This window comes from Streptomyces sp. RG80 (genome assembly GCF_040446465.1).
Taxonomy (GTDB): domain Bacteria; phylum Actinomycetota; class Actinomycetes; order Streptomycetales; family Streptomycetaceae; genus Streptomyces.
In genome coordinates this window covers 210,713-234,580 of record NZ_JBEAAJ010000001.1, presented here as the reverse complement: position 1 = coordinate 234,580, position 23,868 = coordinate 210,713, and the positions used below count along the sequence as shown (strand labels likewise).

21 protein-coding genes and 1 pseudogene are annotated in these 23,868 nt (G+C 71.3%); 10 read left to right on the top strand and 12 right to left on the bottom strand.

Annotated features, from left to right (window positions below; genetic code table 11):
- Nucleotides 1-19 precede the first annotated feature (19 nt).
- The 6 genes from ABKA17_RS01105 to ABKA17_RS01080 form a co-directional block, all read right to left on the bottom strand.
- Entirely contained in the window at nt 20-394 is a 375-nt protein-coding gene (locus tag ABKA17_RS01105; RefSeq protein ID WP_353689877.1) for a hypothetical protein, read from the bottom strand.
- A gap of 87 nt (nt 395-481) precedes the next feature.
- Nucleotides 482-1,438 (bottom strand): ABC transporter substrate-binding protein, encoded by a 957-nt coding sequence (locus tag ABKA17_RS01100; protein ID WP_353689876.1) that lies wholly within the window; start codon nt 1,436-1,438, stop codon nt 482-484.
- 1 nt (nt 1,439) lies between these two features.
- Nucleotides 1,440-3,419 (bottom strand): ABC transporter permease, encoded by a 1,980-nt coding sequence (locus ABKA17_RS01095; RefSeq protein WP_353689875.1) that lies wholly within the window; start codon nt 3,417-3,419, stop codon nt 1,440-1,442.
- The gene (locus tag ABKA17_RS01090; RefSeq protein WP_353689874.1) at nt 3,419-4,519 is read right to left on the bottom strand and encodes a quaternary amine ABC transporter ATP-binding protein; all 1,101 of its coding nucleotides are present in this window, start codon (nt 4,517-4,519) and stop codon (nt 3,419-3,421) included. The genes ABKA17_RS01095 and ABKA17_RS01090 overlap by 1 nt, the downstream gene beginning before the upstream one ends.
- Nucleotides 4,519-6,042: a GMC family oxidoreductase gene (locus ABKA17_RS01085; protein ID WP_353689873.1), complete on the bottom strand. Its 1,524-nt coding sequence runs from the start codon at nt 6,040-6,042 to the stop codon at nt 4,519-4,521. The genes ABKA17_RS01090 and ABKA17_RS01085 overlap by 1 nt, the downstream gene beginning before the upstream one ends.
- Nucleotides 6,043-6,083: 41 nt before the next feature.
- Nucleotides 6,084-7,592, bottom strand: coding sequence for an aldehyde dehydrogenase family protein (locus ABKA17_RS01080; protein WP_353689872.1), 1,509 nt, complete (start codon nt 7,590-7,592; stop codon nt 6,084-6,086).
- Nucleotides 7,593-7,818: 226 nt separating this feature from the next.
- Between ABKA17_RS01080 and ABKA17_RS01075 the strand changes: the two genes are divergently transcribed.
- Together ABKA17_RS01075 and ABKA17_RS01070 are read left to right on the top strand one after the other, a co-directional pair.
- Nucleotides 7,819-8,565: a LolA-like protein gene (locus tag ABKA17_RS01075; RefSeq protein ID WP_353689871.1), complete on the top strand. Its 747-nt coding sequence runs from the start codon at nt 7,819-7,821 to the stop codon at nt 8,563-8,565.
- A 62-nt stretch (nt 8,566-8,627) separates the two neighbouring features.
- Nucleotides 8,628-9,554, top strand: coding sequence for a bifunctional helix-turn-helix transcriptional regulator/GNAT family N-acetyltransferase (locus ABKA17_RS01070; protein WP_353689870.1), 927 nt, complete (start codon nt 8,628-8,630; stop codon nt 9,552-9,554).
- A 13-nt stretch (nt 9,555-9,567) separates the two neighbouring features.
- Here ABKA17_RS01070 and ABKA17_RS01065 read toward each other — a convergent pair whose 3' ends face one another.
- The 6 genes from ABKA17_RS01065 to ABKA17_RS01040 form a co-directional block, all read right to left on the bottom strand.
- Nucleotides 9,568-10,563, bottom strand: a complete 996-nt coding sequence (locus ABKA17_RS01065) for a serine/threonine kinase C-terminal domain-containing protein (protein WP_353689869.1) — start codon at nt 10,561-10,563, stop codon at nt 9,568-9,570.
- Nucleotides 10,564-10,680: 117 nt separating this feature from the next.
- On the bottom strand, nt 10,681-11,670 hold the full coding sequence (locus ABKA17_RS01060) for a malate dehydrogenase (RefSeq protein WP_353689868.1): 990 nt from the start codon (nt 11,668-11,670) through the stop codon (nt 10,681-10,683).
- Between the two features lie 338 nt (nt 11,671-12,008).
- A complete protein-coding gene (locus ABKA17_RS01055; protein WP_353689867.1) occupies nt 12,009-13,184 on the bottom strand; it encodes a helix-turn-helix domain-containing protein in 1,176 nt (391 codons plus the stop codon).
- A gap of 335 nt (nt 13,185-13,519) precedes the next feature.
- Nucleotides 13,520-13,987, bottom strand: a complete 468-nt coding sequence (locus tag ABKA17_RS01050; RefSeq protein WP_353689866.1) for a helix-turn-helix domain-containing protein — start codon at nt 13,985-13,987, stop codon at nt 13,520-13,522.
- Between the two features lie 218 nt (nt 13,988-14,205).
- On the bottom strand, nt 14,206-14,682 hold the full coding sequence (locus ABKA17_RS01045) for a DUF3017 domain-containing protein (protein ID WP_353689865.1): 477 nt from the start codon (nt 14,680-14,682) through the stop codon (nt 14,206-14,208).
- Nucleotides 14,672-15,526 carry a bifunctional methylenetetrahydrofolate dehydrogenase/methenyltetrahydrofolate cyclohydrolase gene (locus tag ABKA17_RS01040; RefSeq protein WP_353689864.1) on the bottom strand — a complete coding sequence of 285 codons (855 nt, stop codon included), beginning with the start codon at nt 15,524-15,526 and terminating at the stop codon, nt 14,672-14,674. The genes ABKA17_RS01045 and ABKA17_RS01040 overlap by 11 nt, the downstream gene beginning before the upstream one ends.
- Nucleotides 15,527-15,764: 238 nt before the next feature.
- Between ABKA17_RS01040 and ABKA17_RS01035 the strand changes: the two genes are divergently transcribed.
- The 8 genes and pseudogenes from ABKA17_RS01035 to ABKA17_RS01000 all read left to right on the top strand — a co-directional run bounded on the left by ABKA17_RS01035 (nt 15,765) and on the right by ABKA17_RS01000 (nt 23,866).
- Nucleotides 15,765-16,418 carry a hypothetical protein gene (locus ABKA17_RS01035; protein WP_353689863.1) on the top strand — a complete coding sequence of 218 codons (654 nt, stop codon included), beginning with the start codon at nt 15,765-15,767 and terminating at the stop codon, nt 16,416-16,418.
- Nucleotides 16,419-16,591: 173 nt separating this feature from the next.
- Nucleotides 16,592-17,338: an FHA domain-containing protein gene (locus tag ABKA17_RS01030; protein WP_353689862.1), complete on the top strand. Its 747-nt coding sequence runs from the start codon at nt 16,592-16,594 to the stop codon at nt 17,336-17,338.
- Entirely contained in the window at nt 17,335-18,849 is a 1,515-nt protein-coding gene (locus tag ABKA17_RS01025; protein WP_353689861.1) for a protein kinase domain-containing protein, read from the top strand. Before ABKA17_RS01030 ends, ABKA17_RS01025 begins: the two co-directional genes overlap by 4 nt.
- Nucleotides 18,850-18,939: 90 nt before the next feature.
- Nucleotides 18,940-19,413 (top strand): hypothetical protein, encoded by a 474-nt coding sequence (locus ABKA17_RS01020; RefSeq protein ID WP_353689860.1) that lies wholly within the window; start codon nt 18,940-18,942, stop codon nt 19,411-19,413.
- A gap of 173 nt (nt 19,414-19,586) precedes the next feature.
- Complete coding sequence (locus ABKA17_RS01015; protein ID WP_353689859.1) at nt 19,587-20,324, top strand: FHA domain-containing protein; 738 nt, start codon at nt 19,587-19,589, stop codon at nt 20,322-20,324.
- Nucleotides 20,321-21,298: pseudogene (locus tag ABKA17_RS01010) on the top strand (serine/threonine-protein kinase); the annotation flags it as partial. The gene ABKA17_RS01015 and the pseudogene ABKA17_RS01010, both read left to right, overlap by 4 nt.
- A 188-nt stretch (nt 21,299-21,486) precedes the next feature.
- A complete protein-coding gene (locus tag ABKA17_RS01005; protein ID WP_353689858.1) occupies nt 21,487-21,795 on the top strand; it encodes a hypothetical protein in 309 nt (102 codons plus the stop codon).
- Nucleotides 21,796-21,931: 136 nt separating this feature from the next.
- Nucleotides 21,932-23,866, top strand: a complete 1,935-nt coding sequence (locus ABKA17_RS01000) for a protein kinase domain-containing protein (RefSeq protein ID WP_353689857.1) — start codon at nt 21,932-21,934, stop codon at nt 23,864-23,866.
- Nucleotides 23,867-23,868 lie beyond the last annotated feature (2 nt).

The window sequence follows — 23,868 nt, the reverse complement described above, 5'->3', positions numbered from 1 at the left end:
CCCCGACCCGGGCCTGCGGCTAGAACCTGATCGAGTCCGTGTAGTAGACCTTGCCGTTGCTCATCTGCCAGCCGTAGGCGCCCGTGCGCAGCCCCTTGGGGCACTGGCGCCATGAGGTGGTGAAGGTGTCGTAGCCGGGGATCGTGCCGTCCTTGTAGACCTTGGCGTTCTGGCCGTCGGGGCCGTAGCAGGTGATGCCGAACTTGCCCTTGGCCGACCTGGAGGTCGTGTTCGAGAACTTGACCTTGGCCTTGGTCCCCGACTTGGTGATGCACCGCGCCGTCAGTTTGCCGCTGCAGTACCACTTGGTGGCGGCCTCCGCGGACGGCGAGGCCAGCCCGACGAGCGAGATCGTGGTGAGGGTTGCGAGAGCGAAGTGGGCGATCTTCTTCATGCGGCTCAGCTCACCAGACGGCGCTGGGGCACCAAAATCACGTTCGCCCGAAAGGAGTCGGTTCACCGGCATTCCCCGTGGATCTTCTTACGCGATCCATGCCTTCCACGTCGACGCGTGACCCGCCACCCACTTCTTCGCCGCTTCCTCGGGTGTCAGCTTCTGGTCGGCGATCATCAGGGAGACCTCGTTCTGGTCCTCGGTCGTCCACTTGAACTTCTTCAGGAACGCGGCCGCCTTGCCGCCGGTCTTCGCGAAGTCGGCGTTGAGGTACTTCTGGAGCGGGGTGTGCGGGTAGGCGCAGGCCACCTTCTGCGGGTCGGCGTCGCAACCCTCCTTGTAGGCGGGGAGCTTCACCTCGGTCATGGGGACCTTCTTGAAGAGCCACTGGGGTGCGTACCAGTAGGTGAGGAAGGGCTTCTGCTCCTTGGCGAACTGCTTGATCTGAGTGATCTGCGCGGCCTCCGAACCGGCGAACACCACCTGGTAGTCCAGGTCCAGGTTGCTGACGAGCGCCTTGTCGTTGGTGACGTAGGAGGGCGAGCCGTCCATCAGCTGGCCCTTGCCGCCGCTCTCCGCGGTGCGCATCTGGTCGGCGTACTTGTTGAGGTTCTTCCAGTCGGTGACGTCCGGGTGCTGCTTCGCGAAGTACGTGGGGACGTACCAGCCGATGTGCCCGGTGACGCCGAGGCCGCCGCCGTTCACGATGGTCTTCTTGTCCTGGACGTAGCGCTGTTCCTGCTCGGGGTGGCCCCAGTCCTCCAGGATGGCGTCGACGCGGCCCTGGCTGAGCGCGTCCCAGGCGGGGACCTCGTCGACCTGCACGGTGTCGACGCGGTAGCCGAGTTCGTGCTCCAGGAGGTACTGGGCGACGGCCACGTTGGCCTGGGCGCCTACCCAGGACTGGACGGACAGGTTCACGGTCTTGGCGCCCTGCGCGTTGGCAAACGGCGAGGCCTGCTGGGTCATGTCGGCGGCGCCGCAGCCGGTGAGCAGCAGCAGCGAGGCGGCTCCGGCCACCACGGCGGTCGTACGTACGCGCATGTCAGGCTCCCTTCCTCGCGCGGCGTTCGGTCGGTTGGGTCACCCGGTCGAGCATCAGGCCGAGGCAGACGATGGCCGCGCCGGCCACCAGTCCGGTCGCCAGGTCGCCCTGGGCGAGGCCGAAGACGGCGTCGTAGCCGAGGGCTCCGCCGCCGACCAGGCCGCCGATGATGACGACGGCGAGGACCAGGACCACGCCCTGGTTGACGGCGAGCAGCAACGCGGGTCGGGCGAGCGGGAGTTGGACCTGGCGCAGCTGCTGCCAGCTGGTCGCGCCGAGGGAGTGGGAGGACTCCAGGGCGGCCGGGTCGACCTGGCGCAGGCCCTGGGTGGTGATGCGGACGACGGCGGGCAGCGCGTAGACGACGGCGGCGGCGACCGCGGGGGCGCGGCCCACGCCGAAGAGGGCCACGACCGGGATCAGGTAGACGAACTGAGGCATCGTCTGGAAGACGTCCAGGACGGGCCGGAGCAGTCGTTCGACTCGGTCGCTGCGGGCGGCGGCGATGCCGGTCGCGAAGCCGATGACGAGGGTGACGGCGACGGCCGCGAGGACCTGGGAGAGGGTGTCCAGGGACGAGTCCCACACGCCGAGCACGCCGATCGCGGCCATGGCGAGGACCGCGGTGAGCGCGGTGCGCCAGGTGCCGATCAGCCAGGCGAGGGTGGCGACCACGAGCAGCACCGACCACCAGGGCAGCCACTGGAGGCCGTCGCGGACCGGGTCCAGGACCCAGGTGGTGAAGTGCGCGGCCCAGTCGGCGGTGCCGCCGACGACGGGGACGCCGGAGTAGAGGTGGGCGGTCATCCAGTCGACGGCACGGTTGACGGGCTGGGCGATCTGCACGACCCAGGCGTCGGGCCAGTCGAGGCGGCCCGCGAGACGTCCGGCCACGGCGACGGCGAGGGCGGCGACGAGGGCGTAGGCCCAGCCCGCACGCCCGCCGGGCCCGGTCCAGGCACCTGCGGTGCCCTCTTCCCCGGCGCCGTCTCGCCCTGACCCCTGTCCCGCGGCCGCCGTCACCCGGTCCAGTACGACGGCCAGGAGCACGATCGGGATGCCGGCCGCCAGGGCCGCGCCCACGTCGACCGAGGCGAGGGCCTGGTAGACGCGGTCGCCGAGGCCGCCGGCGCCGATGACGGACGCGATGACCGCCATGGACAGGGCCATCATGATCGTCTGGTTGAGGCCGAGGAGGAGTTCCTTGCGGGCCAGCGGGATACGGGCGGTCAGCAGGCGCTGGCGCCCGGTGGCGCCGAGCGAGTCGACCGCCTCCAGCACCTCCTTGTCGGCGCCGCGCAGACCGAGGGCGGTGAGGCGGGCCATGGGCGGGGCGGCGTAGACGACGGTGGCGAGGACGGCCGCGGGGACACCCATGCCGAAGACCATGACGACGGGGAGGAGGTACGCGTACGCCGGGAGCACCTGCATGGTGTCCAGGACCGGGCGCAGGGCGCGGTCGAGGCGGTCGGAGAGGCCGGAGGCGAGTCCGAGGAGCGCGCCGACGACGACCGACGCGAGGACGGCCACCACCATCAGGGCGAGGGTCTGCATCGTCGGCACCCACATGCCGAGCAGGCCGCACGCGAGGAACGCGGCCGCGGTGCCGAGCGCGAGCCGGATGCCGGCCACCCGCCAGGCGACGAGGGCGCCGAACGCGGTCACACCGGCCCAGCCCGCCGCCAGCAGCGCGAGGTAGACGCCCCGTACGGAGAGGACGACCGCGTTGCTGATGTGGCCGAAGAAGTAGAGGAACAGGGGGTGGCTGTCCCGGTTGTCGACGATCCAGTCGCTGGCCTTGGTCAGCGGGCCGGAGAGGTCGACCGTCAGCGCGTCCGGCCAAGTGCCGCTGGCCCAGCGGGCGTTCGCCAGCGGTACGAGGATCGCGGCGGCGACGGCGAGCAGGAGGAGTTTGTGGACGGCACGGTTTCTGAGGACGGCGGGTACCGTGCGCGGGGCGGGAGCGGTGATCGCAGCCATCAGACCGCCTCCTTCGCGGTCCCGGTCCCGGCCACCACCCCGAGCAGCGTGTCCGAGTCCACCACCCCGACACACCGGCCCTCGTCGACGACCCGGGCGGGAGCCCCGGCCCGTGCGACCGCCTCGATGGCCTCGGAGACCGTGGCGTCGGGTGCGACAGCGGGACCGTTGCCCGCCTCCCCCGCCGACACGGCCCGCATCGCCGTACGCACGGTCAGCACCTGCTCGCGCGGCACGTCCCGGACGAACTCGCGGACGTAGTCGTCGGCAGGCGAGCCCACGATCTCCTCCGGGGTGCCCAGCTGGACCACGCGGCCGTCGCGCATCAGGGCGATACGGTCGCCCAGCTTCAGGGCCTCGTTGAGGTCATGGGTGATGAAGACCATCGTGCGGCCCTCCTCGCGGTGCAGCCGGACGACCTCCTCCTGCATGTCCCGGCGGATCAGGGGGTCCAGGGCGCTGAACGGCTCGTCGAACAGCAGGACTTCGGGGTCGGCGGCGAGCGCGCGGGCGAGCCCCACTCGCTGCTGCTGTCCGCCGGAGAGCTGGCTCGGCCTGCGCTGCTCCATGCCCTCCAGACCGACCTTGGCCACGACGTCCGCGGCGCGGGCGCGGCGCTCGGCCTTGCCCATGCCCTGGATCTCCAGGCCGTAGGCCACGTTGTCCAGGACCGTGCGGTGCGGAAGGAGGCCGAAGTGCTGGAAGACCATCGCGGCGCGGTGGCGGCGCAGTTCGCGCAGCCGGGCCTTGTCCATGGCGCGGACGTCCTCGCCGTCGATGGCGATCGTGCCGGCCGTCGGTTCGATGAGCCGGGTCAGACAGCGCACCAGCGTGGACTTGCCGGAGCCCGAGAGGCCCATCACGACGAAGACCTCGCCCTTGCGGACGTCGAAGGAGACGTCCCGGACGGCGGCGGTGCAGCCGGTGCGGGAGCGGAGTTCGGCGGGGGCCAGGGAGGTCAGTTCGGGGTCGGCGGGGACGCGGTCGGCCTTCGGTCCGAAGACCTTCCACAGGCCGTCGACGGAGAACACGGGGTTCTCGCCGGCCGCACCGGTCGTACCGGTCCCGCCGGTCGTACTCGTCTGCACAGTCGTACTCATCACGCACCGCCTCCGATCAGATCCACGGCTTTCTCTCCGACCATCAGCACCCCGATCATCGGGTTCACCGCGGTCATCGTCGGGAACACGGACGCGTCGGCGATCCGGATGCCGTCCAGGCCCCGGATCCTCAACTCGGGGTCCACGACGGCCTGTTCGTCGTCGACGGCGCCCATCCGGCAGGTCCCCGCCGGGTGGTAGACGGTGTGGGCGACCTTGCGGGCGTACTCGCTGAGCTCCTCGTCGCTCGTGACGGAGGGGCCCGGGCACACCTCCCGCTTGAGCCAGCCGGACAGCGGCTCGGTCTTCGCTATCTCGCGGGCGATACGGATGCCGTCGACGAGCGTGCGGCCGTCGTAGTCGTCCTCGTCGGTGAAGTAGCGGAAGTCGAGGGCGGGCTTCTCGGCGGGGTCCGCGCTCTTGAGGTAGAGCCGGCCGCGGCTCTTCGGCTTGGGGATGTTCGGGGTCATCGAGACGCCGTGGGAGGGGCGTTCGTAACCCAGACGTTCAGGATTGTCCGTGAAGGGGACCTGGTAGAAGTGGAACATCAGGTCAGGGCCCGGGTGGGCGGGATCGCGGCGGACGAACAGGCCGGCGTCGGAGTCCATCGCGGAGTTCTCGGGGATGGGACCGTGGGTCTCCCAGACGATCACCGACTCGGGGTGGTCGAGGAGGTTCTCGCCGACGCCGGGCAGGTCCTGGACGACGGGGATGCCCAGCGCCTCGAGGTCGCGGCGCGGGCCGATGCCCGAGTGCAGCAGCAGCCGGGGCGTGTCGACGGCGCCCGCGCACAGCACGACCTCGCGCCGGGCCCGTACGACGAACTCCTCCCCGTCCTTGTCCCGGACGTGCACGCCACGGGCGCGGGTGCCCTCCAGGTCGAGCCGGTACGCCCAGGTCTCCAGCAGGATCGTCAGGTTGGGCCGCTCGTCCATCACGGGGTGCAGATACGCCACCGACGCCGAGGACCGCTTGTTGGTCTCGGGGTGGTAGGCGAGGTCGAAGAAGCCGACACCCTCGTCGAAGGGTTTCTTGTTGAAGCCCTCGACGCGCGGGACGCCGGTCGCCGCCTGGGCCGCGTCGACGAAGTCGCGGGCGATGGCGTTCCGGTCCTTCTCGTCGACGGGGACGATGTTGTTGAGGAGGCGCACGTAGTACGCCTCCATGGGGACCGCGCCCCAGCCCTTGGCGCCGTTCGCCTCCCACTCGTCGAAGTCGGAGGGCAGCGGCTTGAAGGCGATCAGCGTGTTGTGGGAGGAGCAGCCGCCGAGGACCCGGGCCCGGCTGTGCCGGATGTGGGAGTTGCCGCGGGGCTGCTCCACCGTCGGGTAGTCGTAGTCCAGTTCGCCGCCGAGCAGGCCCATCCAGCGGCGCAGGGTGAGGACGTCCTCGCGGCCGACGTCGCTGGGGCCGCCCTCGATGACGGCGACGGTGACGTCGGGGTTCTCGGTGAGTCGGGAGGCTATGACGGAGCCGGCGGTGCCACCGCCGACGACGACGTAGTCGTATTCGTGCTGGTGCATGGGGGTACTCCAGGGACGTGCGGTGCGGAACGAGTGGTGCTTCAGCCGGCGAACCAGCGGACGGGCTTGGGCGCGAGGTTCTGGTAGATGTGCTTGGTCTCGCGGTACTCGGCGAGTCCGGCGGGGCCCAGTTCGCGGCCGGTGCCGCTCTTGCCGAAGCCGCCCCACTCCGCCTGCGGGAGATAGGGGTGGAAGTCGTTGATCCAGACGGTGCCGTGCCGCAGCCGGCCCGCGACCCGGCGAGCGCGTCCGGCGTCGGTGGTCCAGACGCCGCCGGCGAGGCCGTACTCGGTGTCGTTGGCGAGGAAGACCGCCTCGTCCTCGGTCTGGAAGGTCTCGACCGTGAGGACCGGGCCGAAGACCTCCTCGCGGACGACCCTCATCTCGCGGTGGCAGGCGTCCAGGACGGTCGGCTCGTAGAAGTAGCCCGCGCCCAGGCCCTCCGGTCGCTTGCCGCCGGTGCGCAGGACCGCGCCCTCCGCGACCGCCGAGGCCACATACCCCTCGACCTTGTCGCGCTGCTGCTCGGAGACGAGCGGCCCGCACTCGACGTCGGCGTCGGTGCCGCGGCCGAGGCGGATCCGCCCGGCGCGCAGGGCGAGTTCGGCGACGAACCGCTCCCGGACCGACTCCTCGACGATGAGCCGCGCGCCCGCGGAGCAGACCTGTCCGCTGTGGATGAAGGCGGCGTTGAGGGCCTGGTCGACGGCGGTGTCGAAGCCCTCCTCGGTGGCGCAGGCGTCGGCGAAGACGACGTTGGGGTTCTTGCCGCCGAGTTCGAGGGCGACCTTCTTGACGGAAGGGGCCGCGGCGCGCGCCACCTTGGTGCCGCTGGCCAGGCCGCCGGTGAAGGAGACGAGGTCGACGTCGGGGTGCTCGGCGAGCCGGGCGCCGACGGAATGGCCGGGCCCGGTCACGATGTTGGCGACCCCGGCGGGGAGTCCGGCCTCGACCAGCAGCTCGATCAGCGCGATGGTCGTCAGCGGCGTGATCTCGCTCGGCTTGACGACGAAGGTGTTGCCGGCCGCGAGAGCCGGGGCGATCTTCCAACTGGCCTGGAGCAGCGGGTAGTTCCAGGGCGTGATCAGCGCGCAGACGCCGACCGGCTCGTGCACGACGACGCTGTGGATCTCGGGTGACCCCGCGTCGACGACCCGGCCGGGGGCCTCGGCGGCGACGAGGCCGGCGAAGTAGCGGAAGGCGTCGGCGACACAGTCGATGTCGACGCGGCCCTCTTCGACGGTCTTGCCCGCGTCACGGCTCTCCAGCAGACCGAGCCGCTCGCGGTCGCGAACCAGGAAATCGGCGACGCGGTAGAGCAGTGCGGCGCGCTCGGAGACGGGGGTGCGTGGCCAGTCGCCGTGGTCGAAGGCCTGCCGGGCGGCGGCGATCGCCAGATCGGTGTCCTTCTCGTCCCCCTCGGCGACGACGGCGAAGGGCTGCGCGTCCGCGGGGTCGAGGATGTCGCGGGTCGCGCCCGAGACGGCTGTGCGCCACTCGCCGCCCGCGTGGATCGTCTGCCGCGCCTGTCGCGCGTGCTCTTCGGCCATGATCGGTGTTGCCTTCCGTTCCTGTTCGGTTCCCGTGAGTCACACGGGTGTCACTCACGAGGACCGTCGTCACCTGCCCCCGGCCCCCGATTGCATGCGCAATCGAACTCCGGAAGTGGGCCGTGTCACTGAACATGCGGACAAACAGGGGTGAATCGTACGCTGAGTAGTGGTCCGCACGTGACGGCCTTGTGGCGGCCACCACATGCGCACCAGGAGGTGACGCATGGCAGGGAAAGCGCTGATCTGCGCGACGGCCGTCCTACTGCTCGCACCGGCTCTGATCGCCGCGGACGACGGCGACGATCTGACCGCCCGGCAACTGGCCGACCAGGCGGAGGACAATCTCCTCGCCGCCGAGTCCGTCCATCTGAGGCTGACGGACCGCAGCACGAGCACCATCACCAGCAGGACACAGCCGACCTCGATGGACCTCGCCCTCGACCAGGACGGGAACTGCGTGGGCTCGATGCGGATGGCCTCGGGCGGCGGCAGCGTCGAACTCGTCAAACAGGGCGACGAGGTGTGGATGAAACCGGACCGGACCTTCTGGAAGGCCCAGGTGCCCGGCAGCCAGGGCGAGGCGGTCGCCGAGCTCTTCAAGAACCGCTACATCCACGGCTCCACGGACGACGCCATGCTCAAGGGCCTGGCCGACACCTGCGATCTGACCTCGTTCCAGCGCGACGTCAAGGGCGACGGCTCCACGGCGAACACGCTGAAGAGGGGCGAGCGGACGAAGGTCGACGGCACGGAGGTGATCCCGCTCAGCGGCGTCGAGGACGGCAAACGGTCGGTCCTGTACGTCACTTCGGACTCCCCGCACCGGCTGGTGAAGGCGATCCAGCGGGGCGAGGGCACCGACATGACGCTGACCTTCACCGACTACGACAAGCCGGTCCCGACCGCGACCCCCTCGGCGGACGAGTCGGTGGACGTGGGCAAGCTTCAGGAAGAGCTCCAGAACACCTGAGCAGCCGTGGACGCCACGGAGAAGCCATGGACGCCACGGAAACCTTTGACTAAAGTCAAAGAATGGACCCAGGACACCCGCACCCGATGCCGGCGGATCACGTAGCGGCCCTTCGCCTCTTCAACCGCTACTTCACGCGCCGCATCGGCGCACTGGACGACCACTACCTCGGCCAGGACCGCCCGCTCGGCGAGGCCCGGCTGCTGTTCGAGATCGGTGCGGGCGTGTCCCTGCGCGAGCTCAGGAGCCGTCTCGGTCTGGACGCCGGGTATCTGAGCCGGATGACGAAGACCCTGGAGGCCCAGGGCCTGGTCCGGATCAGCGTGCACCCCGAGGACAGCCGGCTGCGCAGGGTCGAGCTCACCCCGGCCGGCCGCGCCGAGGTCGAGGAGCAGAACCGCCGGGCCGACGACCTCGCCGCCGGCCTGCTCTCCGGCCTCACCGAGGGACAGCGCACCGACCTCACCGGCGCGCTCGCCACCACCCACCGCCTGCTGCGCCTCGCCGCCATCACGGTCGACCTCGTCGACGGCCACGCCCCGGACGCCCGCGCCTGTCTCGACGCCTACGCCGCCGACCTCGACGAACGCTTCCCGGAGGGCTTCGACAAGTCCGACCTGGTACGCCCCGAGGAGGTCTCCGGGGACGCGGGCGCGTTCTTCGTCGCGTACGAGGAGGGCCGGCTGGTGGGCTGCGGGGCGCTGCGCCGCCTGGAGCCGGGCATCGGGGAGATCCGGCATGTGTGGGTGCACCCTGAGGCCCGCCGCCTGGGCCTGGCCCGCCGGCTGCTCGTCGCGCTGGAACAGGCCGCGGTCGTCCGGGAGTTGAGCGTCGTACGCCTGGACACCCACGCCACGCTCACCGAGGCACAGGCCATGTACCGGGCGTGCGGATACACGGAGATCCCGGCGTACGACGACCACGTCTACGCCAGCCACTGGTTCGAGAAACGGCTGCCCGCGCCTCCTGACACAACCCTCGACCCCTGACACACGGGACCGCTCAGAGGCAGGGCCCGCTGCCCGGGCAGAACGAGCCCAGCGCCGCGGTGAGGGGTTCGCGGATCTGTGCCAGGGACAGGTCCTCGGGGCCGCTGGCGCGGATCGCGTAGAGCTCGCCGTCGTCCGCCTCGAAACGGTGGTCGATCACCCGGCGCGGGCCCTTGTCCTCGTCGTCGTAGCGGTAGGACAGCTCGGACCAGCCGTCACCCTCGTCGCGCTCGAGCGCCTGGTAGTCGGGCCGGCGGGCGAAGCCGTAACCGGGGTCGTTCTCGGCCAGGCGCAGGGACTCGGCGGGGCTTTCCTCGGCGAGCCGGAAGATCTGCAGTTGCCGGCCGTCGTCGGGGGCGTCGTAGAAGACCACCGGGGCCTTCTCGCCCTCCTTCTGTCTGCGGACCCAGTCCTGCGGGACGAAGAGCGTGTAGCCGACGGGGTCCTCGACGCTGCGGTAGCCGGGAGCGGGGGTCGGCGGTGGGGAATCCAGCGGCGAGGGCGGCGGTGTGGACTCCGGGACGGTCTCGGGAGGTGTGGTCGGCGGGGTCGAGGTCGTGACGGCGACGCTCGTTCCCGGGGTGGCCCCGGGGCTCGTCGAGCCGTCCCGGCTCAGGAACCAGACACCCGCGCCGACGCCCGCACCCAGCACGGCCATCGCGGTGAGGATCACCAGCAGCCGACGCGGGCCGGGAGGTGAAGGAGGCGGGGGCTGCACATACGTCGGGGGCGGCGGATACGTCGTTCCGCCCGTCTGCGTCGGGGCCGCGGCCCACGGCGGCGGGGTCATGGGCGAGCGGGTCTCCGCGGCGGCCCAGGGCGGCGGCGCGTTGGACGTCTGCGTCTCCGCCGAGGCCCACGGCGGCGGGGAGCCCTGCCCCTGCGCACCCCAGGCCGCCTGGCCTCGCTCCTCGCTGGGCTCGTGCTCGTCGGAACCCGAGCTGTAGCCGTGCCCGCTTCCGTGCCCGTTCCCGTGGCCGTTTCCGTTCCCGTGCCATCCGCTGTTCATCGCGAACCCCCCGAATCACCTTGGCGGGTAACGTTCTTGACGGTAGCGGTGAAAACGGGCGCGGGCCCCGCTCCGGAAGAAACCGGAACAGGGCCCGTGCAGGCTCGTGACAGAAACTCAGATGAGGCCGAGGGCGCGGACCGCCTCGCGCTCCTCCGCGAGCTCGGCGACAGAGGCGTCGATCCGGGCGCGGGAGAACTCGTTGATGTCCAGGCCCTGGACGATCTCGTACTTGCCGTCCTTGGCGGTGACGGGGAAGGAGGAGATCAGGCCCTCCGGGACGCCGTAGGAGCCGTCCGACGGGATGCCCATGGAGGTCCAGTCGCCGTCGGCGGTGCCGTTGACCCAGGTGTGGACGTGGTCGATGGCGGCGTTGGCGGCCGAGGCGGCGGAGGACGCGCCACGGGCCTCGATGATCGCGGCGCCGCGCTTGGCGACGGTCGGGATGAAGGTGTCGGCCAGCCACTGCTCGTCGTTCACGACCTCGGCCGCGTTCTTGCCGGCGATCTCCGCGTGGAAGATGTCGGGGTACTGGGTGGCCGAGTGGTTGCCCCAGATGGTCAGGCGCTTGATGTCGGCGACCGTGGTGCCCGTCTTCTTCGCGAGCTGGGTCAGCGCGCGGTTGTGGTCCAGGCGGGTCATCGCGGTGAAGCGCTCGGCCGGCACGTCCGGGGCGGCGGCCTGGGCGATCAGGGCGTTGGTGTTGGCCGGGTTGCCGACGACGAGGACCTTGATGTCGTCCGCGGCGTTGTCGTTGATGGCCTTGCCCTGCGGCTTGAAGATGCCGCCGTTGGCCTCGAGGAGGTCACCGCGCTCCATGCCCTTGGTGCGCGGGCGGGCACCTACGAGGAGGGCTACGTTCGCGCCGTCGAAGGCGACGTTCGGGTCGTCGCTGATCTCGATGCCCTGGAGCAGCGGGAACGCGCAGTCGTCGAGCTCCATCGCGGTGCCCTCGGCGGCCTTGAGCGCCGGGGTGATCTCCAGAAGGCGCAGCTTGACCGGCACGTCCGCGCCGAGCAGCTGGCCGGAGGCGATGCGGAAGAGCAGGGCGTAACCGATCTGGCCGGCCGCGCCGGTGACGGTGACGTTCACGGGAGTGCGGGTCATGGCGTTCTCCGTATGACAGCTGTCGGTGGTGGCGTCCCTGCCCCGGGGTGCGGGACGTACAAATGATCGATCTCTTGGTATCAAGAGATCCACCGGTCAGGCTATCGCGCATCCGGGATCTCGGACCGCCGGGTCCCTGTGGCCCACCCCACAGAGGCGAAAAAAAGGGGGCGGCCGCCCGTCCGGGAGAGGGGGGACGAAGGCGGCCGCCGTATGGGGGTACCGACTTGGCCGGACTCCCGTGGGGGTACGGTTCGCGTGCCCACGATCGGCCCGGCCATGCCTGCCGTCCCCCTGATTCTTTTGTCGTCCGCGTCACGCGGCCGGGGCGCGCCCTCCTACTGGGTGCACCCCTTCTCCCCCGCCGTCAGGGTCACACAGGCCGTCGCGTCGCCCGCGTCCTTGACCGCCACCATCGGCGTGTACGCGATGGTGTCGCCGGCCTCGGTGATCGAGCCGTTCTGCGCGGCCTTGCCGACGGTCACCGTGACCTCGTCGCCCTGCGCGGCCTGGGTGATACGACCCCAGGCGGCGCCGCACGTCTTGCTGTAGCGGACCTCCACGACCGTCGTGCCGACGGTGCGGGTGGCCGCCGTCGTCACCAGGTCGCCGCTGCACCCCATGCTCTCCGCGTCCTTGCCGGTGCAGGAGTCACCGCTGCACTTGACGCCGGGCGGCAGGTCGACGGAGGCGGTGGCGGACGGGGAAGGCGAGGCGCCCCCGCCCTCGTTCTGCTTCTCGCCGCCGCCCTTGGTGAGGAAGTAGGCGGCGCCGATCACCACGAGCACCCCGACGACCCCCGCGAGGAACATCGTCAGCCGCCGCCTGCCGCCCTGACCCGCCGGAGCGGCGGGACGCGGGCCCTGCGGCGGTTCGCCGTACGACGGACCGGGCGCCGGTGTGTGCGTCGGTACCGAGGTCGGTGCCGGGCGGGCCGTACCCTCCGGGGCGCGTCCGCCCGTCGGGGAAGGCCCCTTGTATCCGGCCAGGCCCCAGGAATTGGCGCCCTCACCGCTCTCCCTGACCCCCGGCGTCGAGTCCCTGACCTCGGACGACGTCGGCTGCGGCGGCACCGTGGGGGCCACGCCCGCAGGCCCGGCCACCCCCGGGGTCGCCGTGGCGCTGGTGCTCTTGCGGGCCGTCTTGCCGCCCTTGGCGTTCGCCGGAGGCGCCCCGAACTCACCGAGCGCGGCGCGCGCCTGGGAGATGCGGATGGCCTCCATGGTCATGTCGTGGCGCATCTCGGAGCGGCTCCAGGCACGCTCGGCGAGCTCCCACATCGTGGTCAGGTGAATCGGATTGGTACCGGTGACCTCGGCCAGTGCCACGATCGCGCCCTTGGGTGCGAGCAGCCGGCCGTTGAGATAACGCTCCCAGGACGTCTTGCTGTAGCCCGTGCGGTCGGCCAGCGCCGCGATGCTCAGGCCGCTGCGGTCCACGAGCCGCCTGAGCTGGCTGGCGAACTCCCTGACCTGCGGATCAAGTTCATCGGGCAAGGCCCTCCAACGAGGCATTGCTTCCCCCCTCTTCCCCCCGGTTGGTGCTGGTTTGTTCCCCCGCGCATGTGCCCTCTGCTCAGGTCCCCGTCTGGCTACCCAAAGGGATGCGCCCGATAAGGATCTCAGTTCCCGGGGTGGGGGCGCACGGGTGCATCGGGGCTGTGGGCATGCACCGTCGCACGCTCACCATGCCGCGGTCCAGTCTTCCAGCAGCCGGGACGTCCCGGACCGTCCCGGTTGACCACGCTAACTCGGTTCTTGAACGACTTCGTTGCACATCCGCTAACTTGTCAATACATCGACACACAGACCGCACACAAGTCGTAACACTCACCACTCTCGTGTGTAACTCACCCAAAAGCCACGACGCCGCCGACCGTGACGAGGAGCAGCACGAGCAACAGCAGCCCCGCGTACCGGAGCAGCCGTCCGCTCTTCTCCCCCGTCGCCGCCTTCTCCTGCGGCGGGGTGTCCCACCAGGGGAGCGTGGGGTCGTCCTCGTACTCCTCGGCGCCCTCCGGTGGCGGCGGGACGGTCGCCGGGCGGGGCCAGGCCTGGACGGCGAGTTCCCAGCGGACCTTGACGCGTTCGATCTCGGGGTCGGTGAGCCCGACGACACGGCACAGGGCGGTCACCGCCTGCCGCGGCGGTGGCTGTGTGGCGTTGAGATAGCGGTGCCAGGAGGACTTGCTGTACGCGGTGCGCGCGCCCAGCGACGCCAGGCTCAGGCCCGTGCGCTCCTTGAGCCGCCGCAGCTGCTCCACGAAGTGCCGCACCTCCGGCGGCAGCCCGTCCGGCAGCGGCTGCCAGGCACTCATCCACCTCACCTCCACGCTGTCGGACGACGTCAGGGCGGTGATCGGTTCCCGTGGTGACAGGGACCGGACACCGTAGCGGAACGGTCACTTCCGTGCCACAGCGCACTGCCAGGCGTTGAACAGGGCGTTCACCGTGCAAGAAGGTTGACGCAGACGGCGGCCCGTCCTTACTCGGGGGAGAGGACGAGCCGCCGTCGCCGTGCGGGCGCGGAGCGCGACTAGCTGTCGACCGTGAAGTGCAGGGTGTCCTTCAAAAACGGGATCTCCAGCCAGGGGTCCGGCTGGGCCATCATCGACAGCAGGACGATCACCGCGCCCAGCACGCCGTACGTGAGGATGTCCGTGAAGCGGGAGCGCACCGCGAGCATGCCGACGTCCCGGACCATCCAGCGCAGCACCGCACCGACCAGCAGCGCGGCGCCGATCAGCAGGGTGCCGTAGCGGAAGACGTCGAGCGCGGTGAGCAGCAGGCCGACCGCGACCGCTCCCAGCACGGTGAGGATCGGCCACTGCCGGGCGGGCGCCGGGGCGTCGCCGGGTGCGGCCCGGCCGCCGCCCTCGGGGCGGGCGGTGTCCCGGGTGAACAGCGGGAAGCGGCGGGTGACACGGCGCGGCCTGCCCTCCGCGTCGGGCGCGCTGATCGCGTCCCGCACCTCGATGTCGTCGATGTCGTTTCCCTGGTCGTCAGTCGACACTGCGCTCCGCCGCCTCGACCACGTTGACGAGCAGCTGGGCCCGGGTCATCGGGCCGACACCGCCGGGGTTGGGAGAGATGAAGCCGGCGACCTCGGCAACGCCGGGGTGGACGTCGCCGACGATCTTGCCCTCGGCGCTGCGCGAGACACCGACGTCGAGGACGGCGGCGCCCGGCTTCACGTCCTCGGGGCGGATCAGATGGGCGGAGCCGGCGGCGGCGACGATGATGTCCGCGCGCTTGAGATGCGCCGACAGGTCACGGGTGCCGGTGTGGCACTGGGTCACGGTCGCGTTCTCGCTACGCCGGGTCAGCAGCAGCGGCATCGGGCGGCCGATGGTGACACCGCGGCCGACGACCACGACCTCGGCGCCCTTGATCTCCACGCCGTACTGCCGCAGCAGGGTGAGGACACCGTTGGGGGTGCAGGGCAGCGGGGCCGGCTCGTTCAGGACGAGACGGCCGAGGTTCATCGGGTGCAGGCCGTCGGCGTCCTTGTCCGGGTCCATCAGCTCCAGGATGCGGTTCTCGTCGATGCCCTTGGGCAGCGGCAGCTGGACGATGTAGCCGGTGCAGTCGGGGTCCTCGTTCAACTCCCGCACCACCGCCTCGATCTCCTCCTGCGTCGCCGTCTCGGGGAGTTCGCGCTGGATGGAGGCGATGCCGACCTGGGCGCAGTCGCGGTGCTTGCCGGCGACGTACTTCTGGCTGCCGGGGTCGGTCCCGACGAGGATCGTGCCGAGGCCGGGCGTGACGCCCTTCTCCTTCAGCGCCGCCACGCGGGCGGTCAGATCGGACTTGATCGCGGCTGCGGTGGCCTTGCCATCGAGAATCTGGGCGGTCATGGCCCCATCCTCGCGGATGACCGGGCCCCGGTTCCAATCAGGGCCCTCCCGAAGATCAACGAGGTTGCACTTGCACAACACATATGGATTGCGGCTGGACAACGAACCAGCCACTGAAGAACGATTGTGGCCACAGTGCCGCGGGCTGTACCGGGGGGACGAACCGCATCTGTAGAACCTTCCTCCGACCGTGCCGCTCGTCGTCCCCGCACATTCGGTATACGGAGGAAACACCGCCATGAGTTTCGGCGATCCGAACAACCCCTACGGGCCCCCGCCCCAGCAGCCGCCCGCCGCTCCCCCCGGTTACGGCTACCCGCAGCAGGCCCCGCCGCCGCCCGGCGTCCCGCCGCAGCAGGCCTACCCCGGTTACCCGCCGCAGCAGCAGGCGTATCCCGGCTACCCGGGCTACCCGGGCGTCAACCAGATGATGCCGCAGTCGATGCCGGGCCTGCTGGTGACGGCCCGTGTCTTCCTCTACATCATCTCGGCCGTGCAGATCATCGGCGCCCTGGGCTTCCTCTACTTCGCCGCGTTCGCGAGCGACGTGTCGGACGGCGCCGACGAGTTCGGGTTCAGCGCCGGAAGCGACGGCGCCGACATGGCGGCCGGCATCTTCGGTGTCTTCGCCCTGATCGCGGCCGCGCTGGCGGCCCTGTCGATCACCCTCGGCGTCAAGTTCGGCCGGGGCGGCCAGGGCATCCGGATCACCACGGTGATCTACGGCGCGCTCGGTGCCATCGTCGGGCTCCTCGGCCTGTTCGTCGGCGTCGACTCCGGCTTCGCGTCGGCGGTCGTCGGCCCGCTGCTGTGGCTGGTCTTCGGCGGCATCATCGCGGCCGCCCCGGTCGTGCCCAGCGGTACGGCCTGGTTCGCGCGCCCGCGGTACTGAGCGGACCGTTCGCGACGGAACGGACCGTTCGCTGCTGAACGAACCGTTCGCGACTGAACAGTTCGCGCCAATCCTGCTCCAAGGGCCGTGTCTCACCCGTAAGAGGGGAGACACGGCCCTGGTGCGTCGCCCTAATCTGATCCGGGTAGCCGTCAGGCACGGGGAGACGCACCTTGTACAGCATCATCGTGGTACCTCCGCCGACCACGGAGGACGAGCGAAACCGCACCCAGTTCAGGCTCGCCCCCGGCGAGCGCCTCACCTTCGGCCGGTCCGCCCGGGAGAACGACCTGCGGATCGCCCATGACGGGGTGTCCCGCAGAGCCGGTGAGATCACCGCGCAGGGCGCCTTCTGGATACTCAGCAACCTCAGCCGGGAGCAGACGTACGTCGTCGAGAACCCGGAAGGGGCCGGCGAGCACATCAAGGTCGGACCGGGACGCCTCGACGCCCCCGTCCCCTTCGAGTTCTCGCGGATCGTGCTGCCCGCCGCCGGTGACCTGCTGGCCCTGGAGGTGTGGGCGCCGCGTCACGACTACCGGGACGGCGAGAGCGCGCGGGAGGGCGACACCACCGCCGCCGCGTTCTCCCTGGACGCCTCCAAGCGCTACTTCGCGGTCCTCGCCGCCCTGTGCGAACCGAGGCTGCGCGGCGAACCGCACGCCCCGCTGCCCACCGTCGACCAGGTCGTGGACCGACTGCGCCCCAACTGGCCCGCCGCGTCCCGCACTTCGGTGCAGTGGAACATCGACTACCTCGCCGTGAAGCTGCGCCTGAAGCCCGGCCCGGACGAGGCCGACACCGGCCCGCGCCTCAACGGCAAGAAGGAGTCACTGGTCTCCCTGGCGCTCCGCTTCGATCTCGTACGGGAGGACGACCTGGTCGTCCTGACGGAACCGTCCGGCCGGGTGGCCCGGTGACCGAGCCCTACGCCGTCCCGGTGCCCAAGGGGTACCGGGTGGGCGGCTGGGAGGTGCGCGAGCCCCTCGCCACGGGCGCTTTCGGCAGCGTCTACGCGGCCCGCCGCACCGGCCCGGGCGACCCGCGCACGGCCGCCCTGAAGTTCCTGCCCACCGGCACGGGAACCCCGAGACAGCTCACCCACCTGCGTGAACTCGTCGACCGTGAGGTCGAGTTGCACCGCCGCCTGAAGCAGCCGCGGCTGATCCGGATGTACGAGACGCTCGTCGTCGACGACCCGGGGCGCCCCGAACTCGACGGCGCCACCGTCCTCGTACTGGAGAAGGCCGAGGGCTCCCTGAACGGCGTACGGCCGCAGGAGCCCGGGCCGCTGCTCGCGCAGATCTGTGAGGGGCTGGCCCAGTTGCATCAGGCGGGCTGGGTGCACGGGGACCTGAAACCGGCCAATGTGCTGCTGATGGCGGACGGTTCCGCGCGGCTGGCCGACTTCAACATGGCGGCCGAGCTGGAGGGCACGCACGCGTACACACCCGCCTTCTCCACCCCGGACTACACACCGCCGGAGCTGCTCTGGTCGGAGATCGGCGAACGGGGCCGCCGGATCCGGCCGTCGGCCGACGTCTGGGCGTACGGCGTCCTGGCCCATCTGCTGCTCACCGGCTCCTTCCCGCTGCCGGGCGGCACCCCGTCGGCCCGCCGGGACGCGGCCGCCGCGTACGCCCGGGGCACCGACGAGCTGCGGCTGTCGCCCGAACTGCCGGACGCCTGGCGGGGGATCGTGCGGGAGTGTCTGGCCCGGACGCACGCCGAGCGGATCGGCACCCAGGCGCTGCTGCGGCGGGTGGAGGCCGCGGCGGGCACGGGCCGCTCGCCCCGGCTGCCCCGCCGCCGCTCCCGGCGTACGACGGTGGTGGCCGCGACGGCCACCACGGTCGCCGTGGCCGTGCTCGGGTACGGCGTCAACACCTGGGCGGATCAGGGCGGTTCGGACGGCAGGAACAACTCCGAGGCCACCGCCGCCGTCTACGGCGCCGCCGAGCTGCGTACCGGCAAAGGTGTTCCCGTGACCTATCGCCGTCTCATCGTCGACTCCGCCCACGACTGCCAACAGGCCGAGGTCACACCGGCGTTGATCGCCGCGATGCTCAAGACGGAGAGCGGCTTCGACCCGGAGCTGTCGGATCCCGCCAAGAACGAGTACGGCATCGCCCGCTGGACCCCGAGCGTGCTGCGCTGGTGGATCCGGGCGGACGGAACCCCCGCGAAGGAGACGCCCCGGCCGCCCCTCACCCCCGCCGAGTCCATCCCGGCCGTGGGCCGCTACCTCTGCTTCATCGAACCGCGGCTGAAGACCTCCCTGTCCGGCGACCGCCGGGTGCTGCTCGCGGCCTCGTACCGGACCTCGTACAAGAAGGTGAACGACGCGGGCGGAGTTCCCCCGAACCAGCGTGCCTACGCCGCCCGCGTCGCCCACTGGCTCAAGGAGTACACGCCGACCGGCGAGCAGTGACCCTGAGAGTTCTCAGGTACCCGCCCGCGACTCCCCCTGGAACGGTGGTCCACGGAAACACCGACCACGTTCATCCATGGGGGAACCATCGTGAACATCGTCAAGCCCGCCGCGCTGCTCGTCGCGGCCACCGCCCTGCTCGCCGGCTCCACGGTCGCGGCCACCGCGGCCGACGGCCCGGACGGCACCCGGGTGACCAGTCTCCAGCAGACCGCCGACGACGTGCTCGGCAAGGAGCAGAAGGCCCTGCGGGTCACCGCCGACAAGGTCACCTACGACGGCCTCAGCGTCACCAAGGCCCCGAAGGGCGCCGCCGGCGCCCAGGACCTGGCCTGCGACTACGGCCATCTCTGCATGATCGTCAAGGGCACCAAGTTCGACTTCTACAAGTGCCAGACGTGGACCGTCTCCAACTGGACCGGCAACGGCCCCTTCACCAACAACCAGACGCCCGGCACGGTCGCCAAGTTCTACAACCAGGACGGCAGCGTCCGCTGGACGTCGACGGCGTACCAGGCCGGCACGGCGACCTGGGACCCGATCTACTCGCTGCGCCCCTGCTGAGCCGCGCCGCACGGTGACCTCGGGTGGAGGCTTCGGGGACATCTCCCCGAACCCTCCACCTGACACGCCGTATCAGACTCAAGCTTCGGACTCTCCTACGAACGTCCCTTACCCTCCCCTGAGTTGGACTGGGGGAGGGTGGCCCTCATGGAATCGGGCGAGGGGACGAATCCATGTACAGCGTCATCGTCGTACCGCCGGCCTGCGCGCGGCCGGACGGTCAGATCAGGCTCGCCACCGGTGAGCGACTCGAGTTCGGCAGGGACGCGACGAACGGCCTCACCATCGCGCACGAGGGGGTCCCCCGGATCGCCGGGGAGATCGCCGCCCAGGGCACCTTCTGGCTGCTGAGCAACCGCAGCGAGCAGCAGACCTACGTCGTGGAGAACCCGGAGGGGGCCGGCGAGCACATCAAGGTCGGGCCGGGCCGGGTGGACGCGCCGGTGCCGTTCGAGTTCTCGCGGATCGTGCTGCCCGCCGCGGGCGATCTGCTCACCTTCGACGTCTGGGCGCCACGGCACGTCTTCCGCAGCGTCGCCCGGCACGGGCTCCCCGGAGCCCTCACCGCACCGGCGTTCACCCTCGACCGCACCAAGCGGTACTTCGCGGTCCTGGCCGCCCTGTGCGAGCCCCGGCTGCGCGGCGAACCGCACGCCTCGCTGCCCGCGGTCGAGCAACTCGTGGACCGGCTGCGCCCGATGTGGCCGTCGGTCAGCCGCTCGGCCGTCTACTGGAACATCGACTACCTCGCCCTGAAGCTGCGGCTGCGGCCCGGCCCGGACACGACGGAGCCCGGTCAGCGCGTCAACGGCAAGAAGGAGTCACTGGTCTCGCTCGCGCTGCGCTTCGACCTGGTGCGCGAGGACGATCTGGTGGTGCTGGCGGCGTCGGCGCGGGAGGCGTGCCGGTGAGCGGGCAGACGTGTGCCGTGCCGGTCCCGAAGGGATACCGGGTCGGGCGCTGGGAGATACGGGAGCCGATCGCGTCGGGGGCGTTCGCGACCGTGTACGAGGCTCATCGCACCGACGGGAGCAGGGGCGTCCCGCGCGCGGCCGCCCTGAAGTTCCTGCCGACCGGCGACCGCACCGCGCCCCGCCCGCGCCACCTGCGTGAACTGGCGCGGCGGGAGAGCGAGTTCCTGGCCCGGCTGCGGTCCCCACGGCTGATCCGGATGTACGAGACGCTCGTCGTCGACGACCCGGGGCACCCCGAACTCGACGGCGCCACCGTCCTCGTACTGGAGAAGGCGGAGCGGTCCCTCGACACCCTGCCCGGGCACGGCGATCCCGGACCGCTGCTCGCGCAGATCTGCGAAGGGCTCGTGGAGCTGCATCGCGCCGGGTGGGTGCACGGGGATCTGAAGCCCGCCAACGTGCTGCTGATGCGGGACGGTTCGGTACGGCTGGCCGACTTCGGCATGGCCGCCGAGCTGGAGGGCGCGCACGCCTACGCCCCCGTCTTCGCCACCCCGGACTACACGCCGCCCGAGCTGCTCTGGGCCGAGGTCGACGAACGCGGTACCCGGGTCCGTCCCTCCGCCGATGTCTGGGCCTTCGGTGTCCTCGCCCACACCGTCCTGACCGGCGCCTTCCCGCTGCCGGGCGGCACGACGGAGGCCCGGTCCGACGCGGCCATACGGCATGCCCGGGGGGCGGCCAAGCTACGGCTCTCCCCCGGGCTCCCGGACGCCTGGCGGGAGATCATCCGCGACTGCCTGGCCCCCACACACGCCGAACGCGTCGACACCGAGGAACTCCTCGGAAGGGTGGAGGCCGCGGTCGGTATCGCCCCCGCCCCCCGTCCACCCCGCCCCCGTCTGCGCCCTGTCCTGGCGGGCTCCCTCACGGCCGTACTCCTGGCGGTGTCAGGGCTGGGGTTCGCGACGGAGGTCGCCCACCGGACGGTCATGCGGGAGGACGGAAGCCGGGAGCACCGGCCCGTACCGGTCGCGGGAGGCGTCCCGCCCTCGTGGTTCCCGGCCATTCCCATTCGGATCAGGGCGTGAGCGTGTGGACGGTGCAGTTCTCGCACCCGTCGTGCTGTGAAGCCTGGTAGTTCCCCGTGGAGTTCTTGATGGTGGCCTTCGAGGCGCAGATCATCCTGTACGCCGAGGGCGTCAAGGAGAGCAACGGAACCCAGTTCGACAAGGCCGACATCGACGGCAAGTTCGGCGCGGCCGACGACAAGTGGAACTCCTCCACACGCGCGGGTGAGTTGGAGTACCGCAGCACCGGCTCCACCTCCGCCACGAAGTACAAGGTCCGCTACCACGGTTCCCGCTACTACTTCGACATCTTCCGCACGTCGGACGGCAAGTACCGCATCTACCACAACAGCCAGTGGCAGTACGCGAGCTACAAGAACAACAGCAGCTGCAGCTGACCCAGCGCCCCGCAGTCCGCGTTCTTCGGCCCGTCGGTTTCCAACCGGCGGGCCGAACAGCTGTCCGACGCGCTAGCCTCGGCTCAACTCGCGGGACGCCAGAGGGCGTTGAGGCGGCACAGCACTCGGGGGACTCATGACGGATCAGCGGCACGCCACGCCGCCGTACCACGCGGCCCTGATACAGGCGGGCGCCGATCCGCTCCAGCCCGCCGACCCCGCCCGTATCGGACCGTACGTGCCGCTCGGGCGGCTCGGCAGCGGCGGCATGGGCCGGGTCCACCTCGCCCGCCCCGCCGACGACGGCCCCGGGCTCGCCGCGGTGAAGGTGATCCGGCCCGAGTACGCCGAGGACCCGGAGTTCCGGCGGCGGTTCGAGCGGGAGGCGGCCGTGCACGGGCGGGTCAGCAGCCCGCACGCCCCGCAGCTGCTCGGCACCGGCTTCGAGGACGAACTGCTGTGGATGGCCACCCAGTTCGTGCCCGGCATCAACCTCGCCGACGCGGTGCGCCACGGCGGCAGGCTGGCACCGGACGGGGTGTGGCGGCTGGTGGCGGAGCTGGGGCAGGCCCTCGCGGCGCTGGCCGCCGTCGGCGTCGTACACCGGGATCTCAAGCCCTCCAACGTGCTGCTGTCCCTCCAGGGCGTGCACGTCATCGACTTCGGCATCTCCCGGGCCGTCGACAGCAGCGCGATCACCGGCACCGGCAGCCGGGTCGGCACACCCGCCTTCATGTCCCCCGAGTATCTGCGCGAGGGCCGCTGCGACGGGGCCTCCGACGTCTTCTCCCTCGCGGGCACACTGATCTACGCCGCCACCGGACATGCCCCGTTCGGGGACGGGACCGGCGTCGACGTCATGCACCGGGTGGCCTTCGAGGAGCCGAGGGCGGCGGTGATGTCCGACCTCGCCTCCGTGGACGGCCCGTTGGCCGCGCTCCTCACCGCCTGCCTCGCCAAGGACCCCGCCGGACGCCCCACCCCGGAGCAACTGATCGAGGCCGCCGCGACCGCGCGCCACGGTGACACCGACTCCTGGCAGGAACCGTTGGCCGGCCGTCTGATCGCCCGCCGGGAGGCATGCGCCCTGCTGGAGGCGGCCTCGGCACAGGAGACGGTCCACCTCCGCCGGCCGACGACACCCAAGACACCGACGACTCCGAAGACACCGATGGCGGTGCCGACCGCGCCGACCGCGCCGACCGCGCCGGGAACATCGCCGGCACCGGCGGCACCGGCAGCACCAGGGGCCAGTGAGGCTTCGCTCGCGACCCCCAGCCCCGGCCCCGGCCTCAGCCCCGGCCCCGGCTCCGGCCTCGCCACACCGCCCGGCGCCTACGGAGCCCCCACCCCGCCCGGCCAGTTCGGCCCTCCCACACCCCCGGGCCAGTACGGTCCCGTCGGGCCCGGCGCTCCCCGCAACCGGCGCAAGCCCTACCTCGCCCTCGCCGCCGGTCTCGCGGTGGCCGTCGTGGCCGCGGGCGCGTTCCTCCTCACCAGCTCGTCCCACGACGACACGGCCGCGCCCTCCCCGTCGCTCTCCACGGGCATCACCTCCGACGCCGAAGCGGCCTCCGCCCTGCCCGGCTTCTCCCCCTCCCCCTCACCGTCCGCGAGCGGGTCGGCGGGCGGAGTCGACGCCAAGGCGGGGGCGACGAGTACGGCGACGGACGGCGCGGCCGGTACCGACGGCGGCACGGACGGCCGTACCCCCTCCGCGACGGCCACCGGGGGCGGTGGCGCCGACGGCGGCACCGGCGACGGCGGCGCGCCCACTCCCACCGCCACGGTCACCGAGACCGCGACCACCCCCACCGAGCCGGCCTGGATCACCGACTGCACCTACTACTCCGGCACCGAACTCACCAAGCGCGGCGACAAGGGCCAACAGGTCGTCCAGGTCCAGTGCATGCTCACCCGGCGCGGCTACGACGTCGGCGGCTCGGGTGTGGACGGCCAGTTCGGCAAGGACACCCAGGCCGCGGTGAAGAGCTTCCAGAGTGCCAAGGGGCTGGCGGTCGACGGGCAGGTGGGGCCCAACACCTGGGCGGCGCTGCGGAGTTCGACCTAGCC

What these genes read in the sequence shown, in the direction of transcription:
- ABKA17_RS01105 (WP_353689877.1), bottom strand. Translation starts at nt 394, where the DNA reads ATGAAGAAGATCGCCCACTTCGCTCTCGCAACCCTCACCACGATCTCG.
- ABKA17_RS01100 (WP_353689876.1), bottom strand. Translation starts at nt 1,438, where the DNA reads ATGCGCGTACGTACGACCGCCGTGGTGGCCGGAGCCGCCTCGCTGCTG.
- ABKA17_RS01095 (WP_353689875.1), bottom strand. Translation starts at nt 3,419, where the DNA reads ATGGCTGCGATCACCGCTCCCGCCCCGCGCACGGTACCCGCCGTCCTC.
- ABKA17_RS01090 (WP_353689874.1), bottom strand. Translation starts at nt 4,519, where the DNA reads ATGAGTACGACTGTGCAGACGAGTACGACCGGCGGGACCGGTACGACC.
- ABKA17_RS01085 (WP_353689873.1), bottom strand. Translation starts at nt 6,042, where the DNA reads ATGCACCAGCACGAATACGACTACGTCGTCGTCGGCGGTGGCACCGCC.
- ABKA17_RS01080 (WP_353689872.1), bottom strand. Translation starts at nt 7,592, where the DNA reads ATGGCCGAAGAGCACGCGCGACAGGCGCGGCAGACGATCCACGCGGGC.
- ABKA17_RS01075 (WP_353689871.1), top strand. Translation starts at nt 7,819, where the DNA reads ATGGCAGGGAAAGCGCTGATCTGCGCGACGGCCGTCCTACTGCTCGCA.
- ABKA17_RS01070 (WP_353689870.1), top strand. Translation starts at nt 8,628, where the DNA reads ATGGACCCAGGACACCCGCACCCGATGCCGGCGGATCACGTAGCGGCC.
- ABKA17_RS01065 (WP_353689869.1), bottom strand. Translation starts at nt 10,563, where the DNA reads ATGAACAGCGGATGGCACGGGAACGGAAACGGCCACGGGAACGGGCAC.
- ABKA17_RS01060 (WP_353689868.1), bottom strand. Translation starts at nt 11,670, where the DNA reads ATGACCCGCACTCCCGTGAACGTCACCGTCACCGGCGCGGCCGGCCAG.
- ABKA17_RS01055 (WP_353689867.1), bottom strand. Translation starts at nt 13,184, where the DNA reads ATGCCTCGTTGGAGGGCCTTGCCCGATGAACTTGATCCGCAGGTCAGG.
- ABKA17_RS01050 (WP_353689866.1), bottom strand. Translation starts at nt 13,987, where the DNA reads ATGAGTGCCTGGCAGCCGCTGCCGGACGGGCTGCCGCCGGAGGTGCGG.
- ABKA17_RS01040 (WP_353689864.1), bottom strand. Translation starts at nt 15,526, where the DNA reads ATGACCGCCCAGATTCTCGATGGCAAGGCCACCGCAGCCGCGATCAAG.
- ABKA17_RS01035 (WP_353689863.1), top strand. Translation starts at nt 15,765, where the DNA reads ATGAGTTTCGGCGATCCGAACAACCCCTACGGGCCCCCGCCCCAGCAG.
- ABKA17_RS01015 (WP_353689859.1), top strand. Translation starts at nt 19,587, where the DNA reads ATGTACAGCGTCATCGTCGTACCGCCGGCCTGCGCGCGGCCGGACGGT.
- ABKA17_RS01005 (WP_353689858.1), top strand. Translation starts at nt 21,487, where the DNA reads ATGGTGGCCTTCGAGGCGCAGATCATCCTGTACGCCGAGGGCGTCAAG.
- ABKA17_RS01000 (WP_353689857.1), top strand. Translation starts at nt 21,932, where the DNA reads ATGACGGATCAGCGGCACGCCACGCCGCCGTACCACGCGGCCCTGATA.